This window comes from Kribbella soli (genome assembly GCF_004331345.1).
GTDB classification, from domain to species: domain Bacteria; phylum Actinomycetota; class Actinomycetes; order Propionibacteriales; family Kribbellaceae; genus Kribbella; species Kribbella soli.
Genome location: NZ_SJJZ01000006.1, coordinates 378,302 through 397,622 on the forward strand (window position 1 = coordinate 378,302; position 19,321 = coordinate 397,622).

A 19,321-nucleotide genomic window follows, 5' to 3' on the forward strand; every position below is an offset into this window, starting at 1 on the left:
ATCTCCTTCTCTGTCCGGATCGGGCCGACTACCCGATCGCAGTCACATCCAGCAAGATCGCGCTCTCGGGCCATTGCGCAGGCATGAGCACTCCGACCGAGGCGAGGGCGGCGCCGTTCAGCTCGACGCTTCCACCGTCGGCCGACCAGGCCGTGGACCGCGACCCGGGTCCGGGTGTCGCGACCTTGCTGATCCGGTACGTCCGCTGCGGGTCCAGTCCGGGCAGCCGGACCCGGCCGACGGCCGAGGTCACCGACTGCGCGACCTGTACGACGCTGAACACGCCACGGGATCCGTCCTGGGCGACGACGCCGTGCACGAGCACGTCCTCCGGCCCGCGGTCGGCGCGGACAACCGTCCCGGTGTGCAGCAGCGGCCGCAGCTCCTTGTGCAGGGCGACCCAGCCGGCGAGCTCCGCGCGCTCCTCGGGGCTCGCCGACGCGATGTCCCACTCGATGCCGAAGTGGCCGAACAGCGCGGTGATCGCGCGGAACGAGAGCGTCTGCGTGCGGCCGGTGGTGTGCGCGCGCGGCGGGCCGACGTGGCAGCCGATCAGTTCCGGCGGCAGCAGGAGCTGCGTGTAGCGCTGGATGGTCTGCCGCTCGAGCGCGTCGTTGCTGTCGCTGCCCCAGATCCGGTCGGTGCGCTCCAGGATGCCGAGGTCGACCCGGGCGCCGCCGGACGAGCAGGACTCGATCTCGAGCCCCGGGTGCCGGCGCTTCAGCTCGTCGATCAGCCGGTACACCGCCAGGGTCTGCTCGTGAATGCCCGCCGTCCCCGTGTGCTGGTTGCCGCCGTCAACGAAGTCGCGGTTGTGGTCCCACTTCAGGTACGCGATGTCGTACTCGCTGAGGATGCTGTCCAGCCGCTCGAGGATGTAGTCGTACGCCGCCGGAACGCCGAGGTTCAGGCCCTGCTGGTGGCGTGCGGTCGGCGGCATCCGGTCGCCGGTCGCGAGGATCCAGTCCGGGTGCTCGCGGGCCAGGTCCGAGTCCGGGTTCACCATCTCCGGCTCGACCCACAGCCCGAACTGCAGGCCGAGACCCTTCACGTGATCGACCAGCGGGTGCAGGCCCTTCGGCCAGATTCCCTCGTCGACGTACCAGTCACCGAGCCCCGCGTGGTCGTCGCGGCGGCCGCGGAACCAGCCGTCGTCCAGGACGAACCGCTCGGCCCCGACCTCGGCGGCCGCGTCCGCGAGCGACTTCAGCTTGTCCAGGTCGAGGTTGAAGTACACGGCCTCCCAGGTGTTCAGTACGACGGGACGCTCGGTCTGCGGGTGGTTTGAACGCGCGCGCAAGAAGTCGTGGAACCGGTGCGAGACCTGGTCGAGACCGACGCCGTACGAGCCGTAGATCCACGGGGCGCTGTAGGTGCCCGCGGGCTCGAGGCGGCCTTCGCCTGGGAGGAGCAGTTCGCCGCCGCCGATCACGCCGTACCCGCTCATGCCGCGCTCGGCATACGTGCGGTGGTTGCCGCTCCAGGCGGTGTGCACGGCCCAGATCTCGCCGGCGCGGAAGCCGAAGCCTGGGGTGCCGGCGAACAGCAACAGGGTGGCGTCGGCGCCGGTGCGGCCGCGGCGGTTGTCGCGGATGTGGGCGCCCTGCGTGAACGCGTGCCGCTGCGGGTGCCGCTCGCCGATGTGCCGGCCGGTCAGGTCGAGCAGCTCGGTCGCCTCGGTCGGCACCGGCAGCGCGAGGTACAGCCCGTCGACCGTGTACGGCGTCGCGCCGGTGTTGGTCAGGTCGGCCTTGCTCCGCACGAGACCCGAGTCCGTGAGCTCGATGGTGAGCCGCAGCTCGAGCCCGGCGTCGGCGGCGTCGATCTGCACGGTGTTGTCGGTCCGGGCGACGCTGTTCAGGGTGAAACTCGCGGAGAAGTCCTGGCCGTCGCGGTGCCCGTTCAGGCCGGGGAGGCCGAACCAGCCGGCCGAGTACTCGGGCACGATCGCGATCGGCCGGTTCTCGTCCAGGCCGTTGCCTTCCTGGACCGCGCCCGCGCCGCGGCGCAGTTCCAGCAGAGCGTTCTCGGTCAACTCACCCAGGTCCGCACCCCAGTGCAGGACGGACGGAAGGGCCGGGCCGGAGCAGTCGAGCACCAGGCTGACGCCACCGGCGCGGAGTTGCAGAATCTCGATGTTCGACACTGTTGATTCACTCTGCTTTCTGATTGATTTCAGGACGGAACTATTTACCCCGCCAGCCCGGTTGTCAATGCTTCACGAAGTTAAGTAAATAGCCTAGGGCTGTCTACAACGAAGGAAAAGGGTGCGATCAGCGACTGAGCCGGGCCTTGAGGAGCAGCTCGTGCAGTCCGGGCTCGGCGGACGGCCGGTCCGGCAGGTCGCTCACTGCCTCCGCCTCGTCCAGCACGTTCTGTAGTTCTAGTACGTCCGCAGCGAGCTGCTCGAAGCTCGGCCCTTCGAGTGGCGCGTGCTCAGCCTCCGCCTTCGCCGCCATCAACTCCGGCAGGTACGACGGCCCACCCGGAAGCTCGCGCAGATCCGCCTGGACCACGCCGGTCCGCATCAGGTTGATGCCGGTCAGCAGCACCCGGAACGTGTACAGCAACGGCTTCAGCTCACGCTTCTTCTCGAAGAACTCCCACTGGGTGCGTGCGAACCCGCGGTAGTGGTGCGCGTGCCATTTGGTGATGCAGCCCTTCGCGAGCGCGACCAGCTCCGCGTGTTCCGGCGTACTGACGACCACGAGGGGCGACAGGACCTGTTCGAGGACGTAGCCGTTGCGGCGGAGCATCAGGCGGGCGAACTTCGCGAGGTCGTGAGTGACCAGATCAACCTCGGCCTCGTTCTCGAACCAGGTGCGATCGAGGGTCTCCGGACCGTGCCGCAGTCCGACCACCTCGGCGGCCGGCAGCACGTGTACGCCGCGCAGGTCGACGTCGGAGTCGCGGGACGGGAAGCCGTACAGATGTGCGCCGGAGACTGTTGCGAAGAGCAACGGGTAGGGCTGCTCCCCCATGATGGTTCGCAGCTCGGCATAGTCGAGCTGCCGCATGTCACGCGTCACCGAGACCCCTCTTCCGGACGGACCGCAGCCAAGCGTCGACGGTTGCGACATCCGGCGTCGCCGGGAGGACAGTTCGCTGCAGCGCCTTGTCGAGTTCCTCGTGCAGGGTGAGTCGCCAGCGCTCGACCTCGTCCCACGGCAGCTCGCCGCGCTTCACTGCGAGGAGGCGTTCGCGGTGCGGGCCGACGTCGACGACGAGGGTTGCTTCGAGCAACAGTTCGCGGGCCGAGAGCAGCAGCCGGATGAGGTGCATGACGTGCTTCCACTTCGGCGTGCCGTCGCGGCGGAAGTCCGTTTCGAGCTTCTTGAACTGGCTCAGCACGTAGCCGGAGTACGTCTGGTACGCCAGCTGGGACAGGAACGCCGTACGGAGTCCGACGAGTTCCTCGCCGAGGGGCGTCTGCCGGACGACGAGGGGTGAGTGCAGGACCTCGAGGAGGTTCGGGTTCGACTTCAGCGCGAGTTCGCAGAACCGCTCGACCTCCCACGAGAACCACTCCGGCTCCGGTCCGTCGACGTGCGTCGGCGGCTTAGCGAGCGACCAGAACGCTTCGGTCGGGGCGACGTACACACCACGGGTGTCGGTGTCCGACTGATCGGTATCCAGGCCGAACGCGCGTGACCCGACGACCGCAGCGTAGATCGTGTGCTCGCGGACCAGCCGGTCGCCGTCCGGCTGGTCGAGCTCGATCGCCTCGTCCTGGTACGCCGTCCGCAGGCTGAGCTGATCGCGCCGGGCCACGGTTTGGCGGCCGTCGACGAGGCGGACCGTGTAGCGGCCGTCCGGGGTCACGCCGGCGACCCGCCCGGTCGCTCCACGCTGCGCCGTACCGCCCCGATCGTCGGGCGCCGCGACCCGGACCACCACCTGCGTACCAACCGGCAACTGCGGCCCCTGAACTCCCACCCGCCCATGCTGCCCGACCCACAGACCACGCCGCCATCACATTCCGCCCGACCCGCGCCACCCGAGCCCCGGACGCCCAGGCCATCACAATTGCGCCGGCCGAGCCCATCCCCGCGTGGCGGCCCCGGCCGCGGCCAATTGTGATGGTCTGGGCGTTCAGCACTCTCTTGACAAATTTTCCTGTCAAGTGGAGATTGAGGGGATGCTGCGGTATCTCGAGGAGCCCGAGAAGGTGCGGTTGGCGTTGTCGCCGATCCGGCGGCGGCTGCTCGAGCTGCTGCGGGAGCCCTCGTCTGCGACCCAGCTCGCGGCCGCGCTCGACCTGCCGCGGCAGCGGGTGAACTACCACCTGCGCGAACTCGAGAAGGCCGGCCTGGTCGAGCTCGTCGAGGAGCGGCGCCGACGCGGGTTCACCGAGCGGATCCTGCGCGCGTCGGCCGACCTGGTCGTCGATCCGGGCGTCATGGGCCGTGCGTTCACCCAGATCCAGGACCAGTACGCCGCCGAGCACCTGGTCGAGGTCGCCGCCGGGACGGTCCGTGACGTGGCGCGGATGCAGACCGCAGCCGACGCGGACGCGAAGCGGCTGCTGACCTTCACGCTCGAGACCGAGGTGCGGTTCGCGGAGCCGAGCGACGTGCACCGGTTCACCGACGCGTTGACCGCTGCGATGCAGCGCGTGGTCGAGGAGTTCGACAGCGAGGGCGGGCGGCCGTATCGGCTGATCGCGGGCGGACATCCCGCGCCCCGCCGTACCGAAGGAGAGTCATGAAGATCGTGGTGACGGTGGCCGCCCCGGTGGAGACGGTGTGGGACGCCCTGCGGAACAAGGACAAGATCCGGCACTGGCACGGCTGGGAGTACGAAGGCGGCCTCGACGAAGAGATCGACCTGATCTACTTCACCGAGGTCACAGAGGACGGTACGGCGCTGCGGCTAGGGAACGGTGACGAGTTCGTCGTCGAGGCGGTCGAGGGCGGATCCCGCGTCACGCTGACACGCGCGCCGCTGGGCGCCAACCCCGAGTGGGACGCGTACTACGACGACGTCACCGAGGGCTGGATCACGTTCCTCCACCAGCTCCGCTTCGCGGTCGAACGGCATCCGGGCGATCCCCGCCGTACCTTGTTCTACTCGGGTACCGGCGCCGTCTCCCCCATCGACGAGCTACACATTCCGGCCGGTGACGCGTTCGACCTCGATCTGATCGGCGAGAGCGTCAAGTGCGAGGTCTGGTACCGCTCCGACCACCAACTCGGCCTCACAATAGATGCCTGGGGCAACGGTCTCCTGGTGCTCAGCCACATCCCGCCCGGCGACCAGAAGCCGGAGGGCGCCACGATGGCGATCCTTTCGGTGTACGGCGACACCGACCGCGACGAGCTCGAGGCCCGCTGGCGCGCGTGGTGGACCGAGCGCTACCCGCAGGAGCTCAAGCTCCCCGAGTAACCGCTCAGCGGTGACACGGCGGTGACAGGGCGCAAAGGTGTCAGCACTCTCGGTCTACCGAGTGTGGTTACCGGGAAGTACATTCTTGCCGACGGTGATCTGGAGGGGGTCCTGAGATCACCGAACTCCGGCGAGAGAGGTCTTCCGGATGAATCCGCCCCTTGCTTTCTCATCGTGGCGTCGAGTGTCAGCAGCGATCCTTGTGCTCTCCATGACCGGCCTAGGCCTGGTCGCGTCCCCTGCCCACGCCGACGGTCCCGGATCGGGAACGCCGTACGTCGTCACCGTTGGGGACTCCTACATCTCGGGTGAGGCCGGCCGATGGGCCGGGAGCTCGAACGACTCCGAGGCACCGGCCGACGCGCTCGGTGCCCACGCCTACCACGACAACGCGACGCACACCGCCGAGCTGATCCCGAAGTGCCACCGCAGTCAGTCCGCCGAGGCGTACGTCGGCGGCGGGGTCGGCGGGCTGAACCTGGCCTGCTCGGGCGCTCGCACCACGACCGGCACCGGCAGCGACTTCAAGCCGGGCATCGACTTCTACGACGACGGCGCGGGCAAGCAGGGACAGGCGAAGATGCTGCAGGTCTTCGCGGCGACCCACAATGTGAAGCAGGTGGTCGTCTCGATCGGCGGCAACGACTTCAACTTCGCGTCGATCGTCACCCAGTGCGTGCAGGACTTCCTGCTCTCGCCGTCCTGGGACCCGGACTACTGCCGCGACGATTCGTCCGTCGTCGCCAACTTCACCGCCTCGAACATCACCACGGTTCAGGGCAAGATCGCTACGGCGTTCCAGAACGTCCGGACGGCGATGCGGAACGCCGGGTACGGCGACAGCGCGTGGACTCTCGTCGTACAGACGTATCCGTCACCGATCCCGGCCGCCAGCGGGTTCCGGTACGGGCAGAGCGGCTACACCCGGCAGAGCGTCGGCGGATGCGGCTTCTGGAACGCGGACGCCGACTGGGCGAACAGCACCGCGCTCACCACGATCAACAACACGGTCCGCGCCGCGATCGGCCAGTCCGGCCTGTCCAACGCCCGCCTGCTCGAACTCCAGTCCGCGTTCAACGGCCGCCGGCTCTGCGAGAACACCGTCGGCCTGTACGAGGAGGTCGGCCTCAGCTCGTGGACCCAGCCCACGGCCGTCGACAAGACCGAGTGGATCAACCAGATCCGTACGGTGACGACCGTCGGCTCGAACTACTTCATCCAGGAATCCCTGCACCCGAACTACTGGGCCCAGCTCGCGCTCCGCTCCTGTGTCCGCCAGACCTACACCCAGAACCGCGGCGGCACCTGCACCATCGCCGGCACCGGCCTGGTGAACGGCGAGCCGCGCATGACCCTGAACTGACACAAGACAAAGGCCGGCCGCCGCACCCCCGAAGGTGCGGCGGCCGGGTTCTAGTTACTGCGTCAGCTCAGGTTGAGGCCTGTGTCGTCGATGACGAACGAGGTCTGCAGGGAGCTGTCCTCGGTGCCGGTGAAGCTGATCGACACCGTCTGGCCGGCGAACGACGAGAGATTGAACGACTTGAGCGAGTAGCCGCTCGCCTTGTTCAGGTTCGAGTACGTCGCCAGCGTGGTCGAGCCCGCCTTCACCGTCAGCTTGTCGTACTGCGTCGACGTGGTGGTCTCCGCAGAATCGATGTGCAGGTAGAAGGAGAGCGTTGCCGAGCATCCGGCCGGGATCGCGACCGACTGGCTCAGCGTGTCGGTGTGGGTCGAGCCGTAGCCGTCCAGCCACGCCTTCCAGGTGCCGCTGCGCGCGGGCTGGGAGGTGCTGTTGTCGATCACTCCGGCCGACGCCGACCACGGTGCCGCCGTACCGGTCTCGAAGCCCGGGTTGCCGAGCTTCTGGCCGGAGCAGCCGCCGGTGCCGCCGATGGTGAAGGTGAACGACGTGCTGCCCGAGCCGCCGGCACTCGCGGTCGCCGTCGCGGTGACGTTGAACGTGCCGCTCGCGGTCGGGGTACCGGACACGGTGCCGGTGGACGAGCCGATGGTGATGCCGGCCGGCAGACCGGACGCCGACCAGGTGTACGGCGCGGTGCCGCCGGACGCGGTGAGCGTGAACGACGAGATCGCCGTACCGACCGTGCCGGTCTTGTTGCCGGGGTTCGTGACCGTCACGCCACCCGACGTGGAGCAGGTCGGGTCGGCCGTCTGAGCCGGCACGCTGACCGCGTCCCAGGCCGCCTTCACGGTGTTGAACTCGGTGCAGCTGCCCGGGTACAGGTTCTTGGCCGCGGTCAGCGTCCAGGTCCGGTACTTCAGGTACGAGCTGCTGCTGGTCTTCATCAGCATCGCGTTGTACATGATCCGGATCGCCTTCTGGATGCCGATCCCGGTCACGGTCGAGCTGTTGCAGGTCGGGCTCGTCGGCGAGCCGTTGCTGCCCTGCGACAACAGGTAGAACCAGTGGTTACCCGGACCGGCTGCCGCGTGCACCTCGGTGCCCGGGATCGAGCTCGAGTAGCAGTTCGGGTCGCCGAGCGCCGACGGGTTGTACATGTTCCGGATCGGCCCGCTGCCGACCAGGTTGACCTCTTCGCCGACCAGGAAGTCCGGCGGGTCGTACGACGCGCCCTGGTTGCTGTAGTACTCGGTCGCCGCGCCGAACGTGTCGGCGACGAACTCCTGGGTGCCACTGCCGGAGATCCCGCCCGGCGTGTGGTCGTCGATCCCGTGACCCATCTCGTGGGCCAGTACGTCGATCGAGCCGATCCAGCCGCCGGCCGTGTTGTGGCCGATCTGCACCTGCGAGCCGTCGTAGTACGCGTTCTCGTCGTTCAGGCCGACACGGATCGGCCAGGCGCCGCCGTTACCGTCCATGCCGTTGCGACCGAGCCAGTCGGTCAGCATGTGCCGCTCGGTCTGCGCCGCGAACAGGGCGTCGACGCAACCGGTCTCCTTGTTGGTCGCCGTACCGTTGCCCCAGTTGTCGTCCGGACCGGAGAACGTGGTGTTGTTCGCCGCGTCCTGGCAGGACAGGTTGGTGGTGTTGGGGTCCTTCATCGAGTACGTGCTGCCCGACAGTGTGGTGTCCAGGTGTACCGGGCTCGGGCCGCTGTACGCCGCCGTACCGTTGCCGGCCATCACGTGTTCCTTGCTACCGAGCACCTTGCCGCTCTGCGCGTCGACGTACACCGACAGGCTCGACGGGTCGTGGCCGTTGTTGCCGCTGACCCGCGACTGCCACATGAGCTTCGGGGTGCCGTTCAGGGCGTAGACCGCGAGCGTCGGCGTGGTCGACGAGTCGACCTTCTTGAGCTGCGTCTTCGCCGTCTTCTGCGCGGCCGCTGGGGTCACCTTCGCGGTCGTCGACAGCTCCGGTACGGCGGTGGTCTGGCCGACCGAGGTGTACTTCACAGCACCCTTCGCGTCGGTGACCACGACGAAGTCACCACCGACGACCGGGAGGCCCTTGTACGAACGCTCGTACGGGACGTACTGCAGACCGGACTGCTCCGAGATCACCGGTTTCGCGGTGAACTTGTCGTCCTTCGAGGCGTGCAGGGCGCTCGGCCGCCCCGCCACGAGTGAGGAGGCGGAGTCGGCGGCGAACGCCTTCGACTGCGCCTGTGAGGGCCGCGGCGGAGGTGCCGCATTCGTCGCCGCACCGGCCGACGTACCGAGCCCGGCGAGTGCTGCCGCTGCGAGGCTGGTCACCCCGAGAACGACAGCAACTTTGCGGGAACGCTGAAACAAGACCATGGATGTGGTCCCTTCGCGATGTGGTGCTGGGCGGGTTGCGCCTCGCCGGACTGCAGGCGGTGCACCACTCCGCCTGGAACCTCCGGCCTACCCATCGGAACGGCTGTCCGGAAGACCCCTTTCCATCCAGCCCCGATGGATCGCGCGGACGGACACTATGTCCCACCCCGCACCCGAGCAAGGCGCTGTCGTGCCGTTGGCACCCCCATGACAACTGACCGCGTTGTCATCGCTACTAAGCGCTGACAAACGCCCCACCAACCTGAGAATCATCACAACCCCGACCGACTCGAGCGGAGCTGGCTGCGGGCGGTGGCCGGCGGTGGTGAGCGGCTGGTTGCGGACGGTACTGGGGGTGCGTGAGGGGTTCGTTGCGGACGGTGGTGGGGTTGCGTGGGGTGGGTCTGCTGGTGGTCTGGGGCTGGTGTGAATGGCAGAATCGCGCAGACGGGTCGGCTGCCGCGGGGTGCAACACCCCGGCGGCGGGACCGGATCGCGATCAGGACGACGCCGGCTGGGGTGTGAGTGGAAACCGAATTCGTGCTGTCGCTCGGCGAGCAGCAGTGGACGCTGTCTGACGGGACCGACACGGTCACCATCGGCCGCGCCTCCAACGCCGACATCCGGCTGCAGGCGGACGACCAGATCTCCCGCATCCACGCCCGCCTGAGCCGCGACGGCGCCACCTGGACCCTCCACGACGAGTCCCGCAACGGCACCGGCCTCAACGGCCGCCGCCTCACCGGACCCACCCCTCTCACCACCGGCGACCGAATCCACATCGGCCGCTCGATCCTGACCTTCAACAAGTCCACCACCCCCCACCCCGCAGACGCACCCCCAACACCTCCCGCCCCTCCCACCCGGTCCGACGCGGACGCGCACCAGCACCCAGACGCCCAGGACCACCCCGCCACCAGCACCCCCGCCGCACCCCCGCTCCCCACACCAACCCCGCCCCCGACCGCCTTCACCCAGCCACCCCCACCAGCCGAGCCCACACCCGGCCCCCTGTCAGCCCCCAACACCCCACCCGGCACCGCGCCGGACGCTGAGCCGCCGTACGCCGAACCCACACCCGGCCCTCGGAACGAACCAAACCCGTTCACGCAACCGGACCAAGAACCCGGCAACAACCCGTTCACGCAGGCAGAGCAGGCGCCCGGCAACAACCCGTTCACGCAGGCAGAGCAGGCGCCCGGCAACAGCCCGTTCGCGCAGGCGGACCAGGTGGCCGGTGCCGACTCGTTTGCGTCGAGCGAGCAGGAGCCTGCTGGTGGGCCGTCGGTGCAGGGTGGGCAGTCGGCTGCGGGCGGGAATCCGTTCGCGGACGGCGAGCAGGTGTCTGGTGGCGGCAACCCGTTTGCGCCGGGCGCGGGAGCTGATGGGTACGGGCCTGGGGCGGACGCCGACAGGTACGGGGCCGGGGCGGACGCCGACGAGTACGGGCGCGGCGCGGACGCCGACGGGTATGCGGACGCCGAGTACGGGGCGGAGGCTGGTGGGTATGGGGCTGCTGGGGTGGTTCCTGGGTTTGAGGTTGGAGACGGTGCCGGGCGGGACGGCGGGACGTGGGCGGCTTATCCGTCGGCGGACAATCCGGAGCCGGTGCGGTCGCCGTGGGAGATTTCCGCGCAGATTGATCAGTCGGAAGCGAACTGGAACGAGTCCGCCGGCTGGCCCGACCCGACAGCCGCCGGCGTCGACCGCCAGACAAGCGCCGACCAGCGAACGCGTGCCGAGCAGCGAGCGAGTGGTGAGCGGCGGTCGGTCGGGCGGGATCTTCGTACGGCGGGACGCGACCGGCGGTCGGCCGATGCGGACCAGCAACTGCCCGGCGCGGACGATCGGCTCCCCAGGTCAGGTCAGTTGCCCGGAGCGGAGCGGCGTACAGCCAACGACGACGACGCCGTAGGGACGGTGCGCTTGTCGCGGGTGCTGATTGCGGCCGGTGTGGTGATCCTGCTCGGGATCGTCGTGAACCTGGTCGTCACGTTCCTCGCCGACGGACCCGGTGGCGTGCTCAGATGGCTGGTCCCGCCCGGTATCGCCCTCGTGGTCGCGATGGTTCTCGCACTGATTGATGCAGCCGTCCCGAAGTACCACCGGCCGGGCCGTCTCGACGTGTCGGTTCTCGTCGCGGTCGCCGTGGTGCTCGTCGGCGTCGGGGTCGGAGGGTTCGCGCTGACCGCGGGCGCGGAGTACGTCGGCGGCTACCTGACCGGCAACGAGACCGGCGAGGACCGGCTGATCAAACCGGTCACGAAGCCCGGCACCGGTGTCACGATGACCGTCGAGAACGTCACGTACACGAGCCATTTCACCCGCGTCGAGGTCAAGCTGGTCAACACCTCCAAGCAGGCGATCACGGTCCCGATCGACGGTACGACGTTCACCGCCGCCGACGGCACCGCCCTGCGCGCCGACCCCGGCAAGAGCGCCTGGCCGAGCCGGATCGCGACCGGCGGCACCGAACACGGCACGCTCACGTTCAAGGGTCACCTCCCGGACAGCGCCACCACGGCCGTGCTCACCTTCAAGTCCGGCGACACGACCTTCGCCGTCCCCAAGGTGGCCCTCAGCAACTGATCCCAGCACCCTCCCGGCCGACTTATATCGAAAATTGATATAGTCGCCGCAACCCACCGTCGCGGTGGGCAAGGAGGAGGCGGCATGCTGGACGTCGACCGGTTGACCACGGTCATCGAGGACTTCAACACGATCTTCATCCGCCTCCCGTCGGTACGGCGGCTCAACTTCTCGGCGCTCTCGGTCCTGCACACGCTCAACCGGCGCGGACCGCTGCGTCTCACCGACCTGCTGGCGACCGAGCAGCTGAAGCAACCCGCCCTGACCAGCCTGGTCGGGAAACTCGAGCAGGACGGTCTCGTCCAGCGCCGCCCCGACCCAGCCGACGGCCGCGCCAGCCTGCTGTCACTGACCCACACCGGCCAGGAGCTCGTCCGATCCCGGCACACGAACCGGGTCGCGAAACTGACCGCGCTCGTCGAGCAACTCAGCCCCGACGAGCGCGCAGTACTCGCGGGCTCGATCGACGTACTCCATCGCCTGACCGCACTCGCGGAGGACACCCCATGATCCCCACGCCTATCGCCGTACCCGATGAGGTCCTCGACGACCTCCGCCGCCGCCTGCGCGCGACGAAGTGGCCGCGCGACGCCGGCAACGACGACGGTTTCTACGGTGTACGCCGTACCCGCCTGCAACCGCTCGTCGAGTACTGGGCCGACGGTTTCGACTGGCGCGCGGCCGAGCGGGCGATCAACGCGTACGACCACTACCGCGTCGACGTCGGCGACGTACCGGTGCACTTCCTGCGCCGGCCGGGCGTCGGCCCGCGGCCGATCCCGTTGATCCTGAGTCACGGCTGGCCGTGGACGTTCTGGCACTGGTCGAAGGTGATCGACCAGCTCGCCGACCCCGCGTCGTACGGCGGTGATCCGGCGGATGCGTTCGACGTGATCGTCCCGTCGCTGCCCGGGTTCGGGTTCTCGACGCCGACCCGTGTGGACATGAACTTCTGGAAGATCGCCGACGTCTGGCACGAACTCATGACGGGTGTCCTCGGATTCCCGAAGTACGCCGCGGCCGGCTGTGACGTCGGCGCGCTGGTGACGGGGCAGCTCGGCCACAAGTACGCCGATGAGCTCTACGGGATCCACATCGGGTCGGCGCTGAAACTCACGTTCTTCAACGGCGATCGCGGCTGGGACCTGAGCGGCGGCAATCCGATCCCGGAGGGGCTGCCGCCGGCGATCCACGCCCGCATCATCGAGCTCGAACGCCGCTTCGCCGCACATCTGGCCACGCACGTACTCGATCCGAGCACCCTCGGCTTCGGCCTCGCCGACTCCCCCGCCGGCATGCTCGCGTGGATCCTGGAACGCTGGCAGAGCTGGTCGGAGGGCGACAAGGCGTTCACCGACGACGACCTGCTCACCCACGCGACGATCTACTGGGCGGGCAACGCGATCGACACCTCGATCCGCACGTACGCCAACAACAACCGCTACCCGTGGACGCCGTCGCACGACCGTATGCCGGCGATCGAGGCCCCGACCGGCATCACGTTCGTCGGCCACGAGGACCCGCCCGGCGTCCACACTCCCGAGGAACGCGTGCAGAACTTCCTCGCGAGCGACCGCGCCGCCTGGTACAACCACACCAACATCACCGCCCACCCCAACGGCGGCCACTTCATCCCGTGGGAGCTCCCAACGGAATTGACCGACGACCTCCGGAGAACGTTCCGCGACCTCCGTTAGGTACGCCGGAAGAACTCCATAGTGCTCGCGTCCGCGGGAAGGTACGTCTCCACGGCGATCTCCTCGAGGGTGATGTCGAACGCGGCGCCGAACGTGGTGATGGTGCTGAGGAACGCGAGGTCGGTGCCGCGGTACCGGATGTGGATCGGGAGGGCGATGTCGGCGGGATCCGGCGGCGTGGTGTCGACAGGGCCGTGGGCAACGAGTTCGTCGTACAGCTGATGGAGTTCGGGGTCGCCGGAGGCCGCGGCCTGGCGGGCGAGGCGGGGCAGGAGATACCCGCGAACCTGCTCCAGGTTGCGGACCCGGGACGCCAGACCGTCGGGATGCAGGCCGAGGCGCATCAGGTTGATCGGTGCCGTGAGCAACTTCTGGTCGACGCCGGCCAGGAACACGTTGAAGGAGTCGTTCGCCAGCAGCAGGTTCCAGCGGCGGTCGACGGCGACGGCCGGGTACGGCGCGTGCGCCCGGAGGAACTGTTCGAGGGCCGCTCGGACCCGCGTCATGTCCGGATCGTCCAGCGGCGTCTGCCGGTACACAGGCGCGTGGCCGGCCGCAACCAGGAGTCTGTTGCGTTCGCGCAGCGGTACGTCGAGCTGCTCGGCGAGGTGCAACACCATCGCACTGCTCGGAATCGTCCGCCCGGTCTCGACGAAACTCACGTGCCGCGACGAGACATCCGCTTGGATCGCGAGGTCGAGCTGACTCAACTTCCTCCGCCGCCGCCACTCCCGCAACAGCTCGCCCACAGGCCTGTCGTCACTCACACCTTCAAGTATCCAGGGCCGCGCCATGACAAGGCAGGTAATCGACAGCACCACACCGGCGGGCGCACCGTCGTACGCATGACGATCAAGCAGCTCACCCTGCACGCTTTCCAGGAATTCGCCAACGGCAACCTCGAACCGCTCCGCCCGCTCCTGCACGAGAACTTCGTCGAGCACAGCCCCGGCAACCCCTCCGGCCGCGACGCCTTCCTCGAGTTCATCGCCAAGGCCCCCGTCGCCGGCGCCAAACTTGACCTGCACCGCGTCATCGCCGACGACACCCACGTAGTCGTCCACTACCTCATGACCACCCCCGAAGCCACCCAGTCCGTAGTAGACATCTGGCGCTTCGAAAACAACCAGATCGTCGAACACTGGGACGTCGTACAGCCTGCTTGAGGACCGCCAGGCCATCACATTCGACGGACCAGCGCAGACCACACGCTCAAGCTCGCCGACAGGCGGCAATTGTGATGGCCTGGAGCTCCAGTCAGCGCATCGCACGCCGACCTCACCGTCACCTGCCCGGCGAGGATCACATGTCGATCCGGTCCAGCTCCGCGCGGATCCGGGCGGCTTCCGCACTCCCCGTGGTGGGCAGCCGGAGCAGGGGCATCCGGTGCGCCGCGAAGATGCCGTCCTTGAGAGCATCGCGTCTCAGCTGCTCGGGGTTGTTCTCGTGGTACTTGAACCCGTCGACCTCGATCCCGAGCACCGGGCGAGTGCCGTAGACGATGACGATCCGGCCGTTGCCCGCCGGTCGCCAGGAACTGGCCTCCCGCGTCTTGTCGACGAACCTGCCGTCTTTCCAAACCAGCACGGCCTCACAACGTGGATCGACCACGGCACCCCCAATCAGCCTCTCACCCTAGGGAGACCGGCTACGGAGCGCGACCGGACGAGTGTCCCAGCGATCCCCAGATGCTGACGCATGGAACAATGGTGTCCGGAGATGAGGAGGAGACGATGACAGCTGTCCCGCTGCCGCCCGCCCATCTGCTCACCGTCGGCGAGTACGCGACACTCGGCGAAGACGATGCCGGCCGGTCCGAGCTCATGGAGGGCAATCTCGTGATGTCGCCGAGCCCCAGCCCGGACCACAACATGGCCGCGCTGCGGATCGCCGTACAGTTGATGCCCCAACTGCCGCAGGATCTCGAAGTCATCACTGACGTGGACATCGATCTCGAGCTCGTGCCGCCGGATCAGCCTGGCTTCTCCCGTCGGCCTGACGTCATCGTCGTACGCCGCTCCGCCCGTCGCCGCGTCCGAACCGACGGCGGACTGATCCGGGCGTCGGAGGTCCTCGTCGTCGTCGAGATCGTCTCCCCGGGATCACGTCGTACGGACAACGTCGTCAAGCGCGCCGAGTACGCCGATGCCGGCATTCCCCACTACTGGATCGTCGACCTCCAAGAGCCGGTCTCCCTCCTGGCCTGCCACCTGACCGACAAGTTCGGCTACCTCGACGCGGAGGTCGTTGGCGGTCTCTTCACCGGCACCGAGCCGTTCGCCGTGAACCTCGACCTCGAAGACCTCCACTAGGACCAGCATCACGAGTCGAACCCACAACGCCGCACTCTTGGGGGATCAGGCCACTCGGGAGGTTCGGTAGCCGGTCGGGGAGGTGCCGTAGCGGCTGCGGAAGCGGCGGGAGAGGTGGAACTCGTCGGAGAAGCCGATGCGCCGGGCGATCTCCCGGCAGGTCAGGTTGGTGGCCCGCAACAGGGTTGCTGCGACCTCGAGCCGCCGGTCGTTACGGAAGGCCAGCGGCGACCTGCCGAAGCGGTCACGGAAGACCCGCCGGAACCGGTCGTACTCGAGATCGAGGTGGGCCGCGACGTCGCGCATCTCCAACCGGCGGGGCAGGTCCTCGCTGAGCAGCCGCGCCGCCTGGTCCCAGAGCGCTGTCTCGTCGTCGACGGACGGAGCCAGCGCACCCGACAGCCAGGCCGCAAGTGCCCAGATCTGCTGCTCGGCCCCCGAACCCGGCGGCGCGCTGCGGAGCAGTAGCGCCAGGTCGGCCGGCCGAACCCCACGCTGGAGCGGCCGGGGACCCGACCAGGTCAGCCGACCGGTCTGGCGCAACAGCTCGAACGCCGGCCCTTCGACGACCGCGAACCATTCACTCCAGCGCTGACCGGGGTGGGTGCCGTACCAATGCTGCTCGCCGGGGAGCACCACCGTGAGCGATGGTGCGACGATCGGTTCGGTGTGCCGATCTGCGTGCCGATAGAAGCCGGTGCCGGCGGTGACGAGTGAGATGACCGTGCCCGGCAAGGCGTGCAGCGGTCCGGGCACCAGCGGTTCGGCATCGGAGACCTCCCCGGCCAGCAGCACTCTGCCGAACGGGGTCGGGTCCTGGTCCGACATCGTGATCCGCTGGTAGCCACCGGCCATCAGGTCCGACCTCCGCTCCAACCTCCGTGCCAAAACGTGCATCGAACTGCCACCGCGAGCATTCCGGCACCTGCTGCTGGTTTGCCAGAGTGATCATCATGACGCAAACGGAGAAATCCATCGCCCAGCTGATCGGCGACGAGCAGGTCGCCCAGTACGCCGAGGAGGGCTACTTCGTCCTGGAGAAGGCGATCGGCCCCGAGGACCTGGAGTTGCTGCGCAGTGCCGCACAGTTCTCCATCGACCGTCTCGACGCCGCCATGGATGCTGCCGGGGTCGATCGGATCGGCATCAACGCCAAGGGCAAGCGGTACTTCAGCAACATGATCTACCAGCAGCGCCCGGAGCTGCGGAGCTTCATCTTCGGCCCGATCATGGAGCAGATCTGCCGCCGGGTGCTCGGCGAGAACGCCTTCCTGTTCTGGGAGCAGTACGTGATCAAGGCGGGCGATCCCGACACCACGTTCGCCTGGCACCAGGACTCGGGGTACGTCCACGAGAACCACACGCCGTACCTGACCTGCTGGATCGCGCTGGACGACGTGACCGAGGAGAACGGGTCGGTCTACCTGCTGCCGTACAGCCGCTCGGGCATCAAGTCCTACATCAAGCACGTCCCGGTCGAGACCGGTGACCGGGTCTGCTACTTCGGCTCCGATCCGGGCATGCCGGTGATCGCCCCGGCCGGGACGATCGTCTGCTTCTCCAGCACCGTGATCCACCGCAGCGGGGCGAACCTGACCGACAAGCTGCGCCAGGTCTACCTGCTGCAGTACTCCCCCGAAGTGATCACGAACGCCGAAGGTACGGGGCCGCACGGCTCCTTCGAGCCGTTCCTGGTCGACGGCAAGGTTGCCGCCGACCAGTCCTGAGTGCTCAGTCGCGGGTTGCGGCGAACGGGTTCGGGATGGCATCGAGCAGCAACCGGGTGTAGTCGTCCTGGGGCGAACGGATCACGTCCAGCGAAGGCCCCTGCTCGACCACCTTGCCCTCGTTGAGAACGACGACCTCGTCGCAGAGCATCCGGGCACTGAGCAGGTCGTGGGTGATGTAGAGGATCCCGACGCTGCGCTCGTGCACCAGCTTGTCGAACAGTTCGAGCACCTCGGCCCGGATCGACACGTCGAGGCTGGAGATCGGCTCGTCGGCGACGATCAGTTCGGGCTCGACCGCCAACGCGCGGGCAATCACCACCCGTTGCCGCTGGCCGCCGGACAGTTCGTGGGGATAGCGGTTGACGAACCGCCCTCCCGGAGACAGCGCCACCGTCTCCAGCAGATCGATCACCCGGTCCCGGAGCTGGGTTCCGTGCAGGTGCTGGAAGTTGATCAAGGGCCGGGCCAGTGTCGCGCCAAGGGTCTTCGTCGGATTCAGCGCCGAGTACGGATCCTGGAACACCATCTGGACACTGCCGCGATAGCTGCGCAGCCGGCGGCCGCGCATCCGTGCGACGACCTGGTCGCCATCGGAGCCGTGGAAGGTGATCTGGCCCGAGGTCGGCGCATCGACCCCCGTGATCATCCGGGCGATCGTCGACTTGCCGCTGCCGCTCTGCCCGACCAGGGCCGTCACGCCGCCACGACGGAGTACGAAGCTCGCCCCGGTCACCGCCTCGGTCCGGACTGCGCGCAGTCCCTGCCTGCGGACGTAGGTCTTGGACACGTTGTCGACGGTGACCAGGGGCCGGCCCCGGACCGCCTCCGCCGACTCCGCGGCCGACTTCACGAACTGCGGTCCGGCGAAGGTGCGGATCGCCGGCCCGACCTCGGCGCCGGTTGTGTTGTCGGCGGCACCGCGCTGGATGGCCGCGACGTGACACGCCACCAGCCCGTCCCCGATCTCCGTCTCTGCAGGCTCGAGCTCGGTGCAGCCGTCGATCCGCTCCGGGCACCGGGCAGCGAACGCACACCCTCCGGGCCGGTGGGCGAGATCCGGCGGCCGCCCCGGAACGTAGGTGATCCGTACGGTCTCCGCACGGGGATCGCCGTACGAACCGAGCAATCCCTTGGTGTACGGGTGCAGCGGCTCGCGGAGCAGTTGCCGGGTCGCCTGCTCCTCGACGATCTTGCCCGCGTACATCACCATGGTCCGGTCGGAGAGATCGAGAACGGTGCCGAGGTCATGGCTGATGAAGAGCACCGCGAAGCCCAGCTCTGCCTGCAGCCGCCGGACGTTCTCCAGGATGCTGTGCTGTACGACGACGTCCAGCCCGGTCGTCGGCTCGTCGAGTACGACGAACCTCGGCCCGATGGCCAGCGCCAGGGCGAGGTTGATCCGCTGCCGCATACCGCCGGACAGTTCGTGCGGGAACGCGGTCATGAACTTCGGGTCGATCAGGACCATGTCGAACAGGGTCCTGATCCGCTCGGTGACCTCCCTGCCGCGCAGCGCGGTGTGGCATTGGATGACGTCGGCGAACTGGGCCTCGACCCGGGTCACCGGGTTCAGGGAGTTCATGCTGCTCTGGAAGACCGTCGAGATCTCACGCCAGCGGTACTTGCGTAACTCGTCCTGGCTGAGGTGAGCGATGTCGGTGCCGTCGAAGGTGATGGACCCGCCGCTGATCCGTCCCGGCCGTTCCAGCAACCTGAGCACGGCCATGCCGACCGTGGTCTTGCCCGAGCCGGACTCGCCGATCAGGCCCACGAACTCACCGTCGTCGATGCTGAAACTGAGGTGACTGACCGCGTCGACGGCGGCCCGCTGCTTGGGTTCGTAGCGGATCGACAGATCGCGTACGTCGAGGAGCGCCATGTC

17 protein-coding genes are annotated in these 19,321 nt (G+C 68.2%); 9 read left to right on the top strand and 8 right to left on the bottom strand.

Annotated features, from left to right (window positions below):
* Positions 1–28 precede the first annotated feature (28 nt).
* The 3 genes from E0H45_RS40905 to E0H45_RS40915 all read right to left on the bottom strand — a co-directional run bounded on the left by E0H45_RS40905 (position 29) and on the right by E0H45_RS40915 (position 3,936).
* Positions 29–2,146: an alpha-galactosidase gene (locus E0H45_RS40905; RefSeq protein WP_131347940.1), complete on the bottom strand. Its 2,118-nt coding sequence runs from the start codon at positions 2,144–2,146 to the stop codon at positions 29–31.
* 127 nt (positions 2,147–2,273) lie between these two features.
* Positions 2,274–3,029, bottom strand: a complete 756-nt coding sequence (locus E0H45_RS40910; RefSeq protein ID WP_238155688.1) for a nucleotidyltransferase domain-containing protein — start codon at positions 3,027–3,029, stop codon at positions 2,274–2,276.
* Positions 3,019–3,936: a nucleotidyltransferase domain-containing protein gene (locus E0H45_RS40915; protein ID WP_131347942.1), complete on the bottom strand. Its 918-nt coding sequence runs from the start codon at positions 3,934–3,936 to the stop codon at positions 3,019–3,021. The genes E0H45_RS40910 and E0H45_RS40915 overlap by 11 nt, the downstream gene beginning before the upstream one ends.
* Positions 3,937–4,138: 202 nt before the next feature.
* Here E0H45_RS40915 and E0H45_RS40920 point away from each other — a divergent pair, with 202 nt between their 5' ends.
* The 3 genes from E0H45_RS40920 (at position 4,139) to E0H45_RS40930 (ending at position 6,748) form a co-directional block, all read left to right on the top strand.
* Complete coding sequence (locus tag E0H45_RS40920) at positions 4,139–4,708, top strand: winged helix-turn-helix domain-containing protein (protein ID WP_131347944.1); 570 nt, start codon at positions 4,139–4,141, stop codon at positions 4,706–4,708.
* Positions 4,705–5,385: an SRPBCC family protein gene (locus tag E0H45_RS40925; protein ID WP_131347946.1), complete on the top strand. Its 681-nt coding sequence runs from the start codon at positions 4,705–4,707 to the stop codon at positions 5,383–5,385. The genes E0H45_RS40920 and E0H45_RS40925 overlap by 4 nt, the downstream gene beginning before the upstream one ends.
* A gap of 184 nt (positions 5,386–5,569) precedes the next feature.
* Complete coding sequence (locus E0H45_RS40930; protein ID WP_238155689.1) at positions 5,570–6,748, top strand: SGNH/GDSL hydrolase family protein; 1,179 nt, start codon at positions 5,570–5,572, stop codon at positions 6,746–6,748.
* Between the two features lie 62 nt (positions 6,749–6,810).
* On the opposite strand, the gene E0H45_RS40935 is transcribed toward E0H45_RS40930, so the two are convergent.
* Positions 6,811–9,111, bottom strand: coding sequence for a M4 family metallopeptidase (locus E0H45_RS40935; protein WP_131347947.1), 2,301 nt, complete (start codon positions 9,109–9,111; stop codon positions 6,811–6,813).
* 525 nt (positions 9,112–9,636) lie between these two features.
* Between E0H45_RS40935 and E0H45_RS40940 the strand changes: the two genes are divergently transcribed.
* The 3 genes from E0H45_RS40940 (at position 9,637) to E0H45_RS40950 (ending at position 13,397) form a co-directional block, all read left to right on the top strand.
* On the top strand, positions 9,637–11,700 hold the full coding sequence (locus E0H45_RS40940; protein WP_131347949.1) for an FHA domain-containing protein: 2,064 nt from the start codon (positions 9,637–9,639) through the stop codon (positions 11,698–11,700).
* Positions 11,701–11,784: 84 nt separating this feature from the next.
* Positions 11,785–12,210 carry a MarR family winged helix-turn-helix transcriptional regulator gene (locus tag E0H45_RS40945; RefSeq protein WP_131347951.1) on the top strand — a complete coding sequence of 142 codons (426 nt, stop codon included), beginning with the start codon at positions 11,785–11,787 and terminating at the stop codon, positions 12,208–12,210.
* Positions 12,207–13,397, top strand: coding sequence for an epoxide hydrolase family protein (locus E0H45_RS40950; protein WP_131347953.1), 1,191 nt, complete (start codon positions 12,207–12,209; stop codon positions 13,395–13,397). Before E0H45_RS40945 ends, E0H45_RS40950 begins: the two co-directional genes overlap by 4 nt.
* On the opposite strand, the gene E0H45_RS40955 is transcribed toward E0H45_RS40950, so the two are convergent.
* Positions 13,394–14,164, bottom strand: a complete 771-nt coding sequence (locus E0H45_RS40955; RefSeq protein ID WP_238155690.1) for a helix-turn-helix domain-containing protein — start codon at positions 14,162–14,164, stop codon at positions 13,394–13,396. The two genes, E0H45_RS40950 and E0H45_RS40955, sit on opposite strands and share 4 nt — an antisense overlap.
* A 78-nt stretch (positions 14,165–14,242) precedes the next feature.
* On the opposite strand from E0H45_RS40955, the gene E0H45_RS40960 reads away from it, so the two are divergent.
* Positions 14,243–14,563, top strand: a complete 321-nt coding sequence (locus E0H45_RS40960) for a nuclear transport factor 2 family protein (RefSeq protein WP_131347957.1) — start codon at positions 14,243–14,245, stop codon at positions 14,561–14,563.
* 136 nt (positions 14,564–14,699) lie between these two features.
* On the opposite strand, the gene E0H45_RS40965 is transcribed toward E0H45_RS40960, so the two are convergent.
* Positions 14,700–14,984, bottom strand: coding sequence for a PDDEXK family nuclease (locus E0H45_RS40965; RefSeq protein WP_131347959.1), 285 nt, complete (start codon positions 14,982–14,984; stop codon positions 14,700–14,702).
* Positions 14,985–15,130: 146 nt separating this feature from the next.
* Here E0H45_RS40965 and E0H45_RS40970 point away from each other — a divergent pair, with 146 nt between their 5' ends.
* On the top strand, positions 15,131–15,709 hold the full coding sequence (locus tag E0H45_RS40970) for a Uma2 family endonuclease (RefSeq protein ID WP_131347961.1): 579 nt from the start codon (positions 15,131–15,133) through the stop codon (positions 15,707–15,709).
* A gap of 45 nt (positions 15,710–15,754) precedes the next feature.
* Here the strand turns inward: E0H45_RS40970 and E0H45_RS40975 are convergent, their stop codons facing one another.
* Positions 15,755–16,564, bottom strand: coding sequence for a helix-turn-helix transcriptional regulator (locus E0H45_RS40975; protein WP_165546785.1), 810 nt, complete (start codon positions 16,562–16,564; stop codon positions 15,755–15,757).
* Positions 16,565–16,662: 98 nt separating this feature from the next.
* Between E0H45_RS40975 and E0H45_RS40980 the strand changes: the two genes are divergently transcribed.
* Positions 16,663–17,436 carry a phytanoyl-CoA dioxygenase family protein gene (locus E0H45_RS40980; protein ID WP_131347965.1) on the top strand — a complete coding sequence of 258 codons (774 nt, stop codon included), beginning with the start codon at positions 16,663–16,665 and terminating at the stop codon, positions 17,434–17,436.
* Between the two features lie 4 nt (positions 17,437–17,440).
* Here E0H45_RS40980 and E0H45_RS40985 read toward each other — a convergent pair whose 3' ends face one another.
* On the bottom strand, positions 17,441–19,318 hold the full coding sequence (locus E0H45_RS40985; protein ID WP_131347967.1) for a dipeptide ABC transporter ATP-binding protein: 1,878 nt from the start codon (positions 19,316–19,318) through the stop codon (positions 17,441–17,443).
* Positions 19,319–19,321 lie beyond the last annotated feature (3 nt).

What these genes read in the sequence shown, in the direction of transcription:
- E0H45_RS40920 (WP_131347944.1), top strand. Translation starts at nt 4,139, where the DNA reads ATGCTGCGGTATCTCGAGGAGCCCGAGAAGGTGCGGTTGGCGTTGTCG.
- E0H45_RS40960 (WP_131347957.1), top strand. Translation starts at nt 14,243, where the DNA reads ATGACGATCAAGCAGCTCACCCTGCACGCTTTCCAGGAATTCGCCAAC.
- E0H45_RS40945 (WP_131347951.1), top strand. Translation starts at nt 11,785, where the DNA reads ATGCTGGACGTCGACCGGTTGACCACGGTCATCGAGGACTTCAACACG.
- E0H45_RS40975 (WP_165546785.1), bottom strand. Translation starts at nt 16,564, where the DNA reads ATGGCCGGTGGCTACCAGCGGATCACGATGTCGGACCAGGACCCGACC.
- E0H45_RS40925 (WP_131347946.1), top strand. Translation starts at nt 4,705, where the DNA reads ATGAAGATCGTGGTGACGGTGGCCGCCCCGGTGGAGACGGTGTGGGAC.
- E0H45_RS40970 (WP_131347961.1), top strand. Translation starts at nt 15,131, where the DNA reads ATGACAGCTGTCCCGCTGCCGCCCGCCCATCTGCTCACCGTCGGCGAG.
- E0H45_RS40950 (WP_131347953.1), top strand. Translation starts at nt 12,207, where the DNA reads ATGATCCCCACGCCTATCGCCGTACCCGATGAGGTCCTCGACGACCTC.
- E0H45_RS40935 (WP_131347947.1), bottom strand. Translation starts at nt 9,111, where the DNA reads ATGGTCTTGTTTCAGCGTTCCCGCAAAGTTGCTGTCGTTCTCGGGGTG.
- E0H45_RS40980 (WP_131347965.1), top strand. Translation starts at nt 16,663, where the DNA reads ATGACGCAAACGGAGAAATCCATCGCCCAGCTGATCGGCGACGAGCAG.
- E0H45_RS40985 (WP_131347967.1), bottom strand. Translation starts at nt 19,318, where the DNA reads ATGGCGCTCCTCGACGTACGCGATCTGTCGATCCGCTACGAACCCAAG.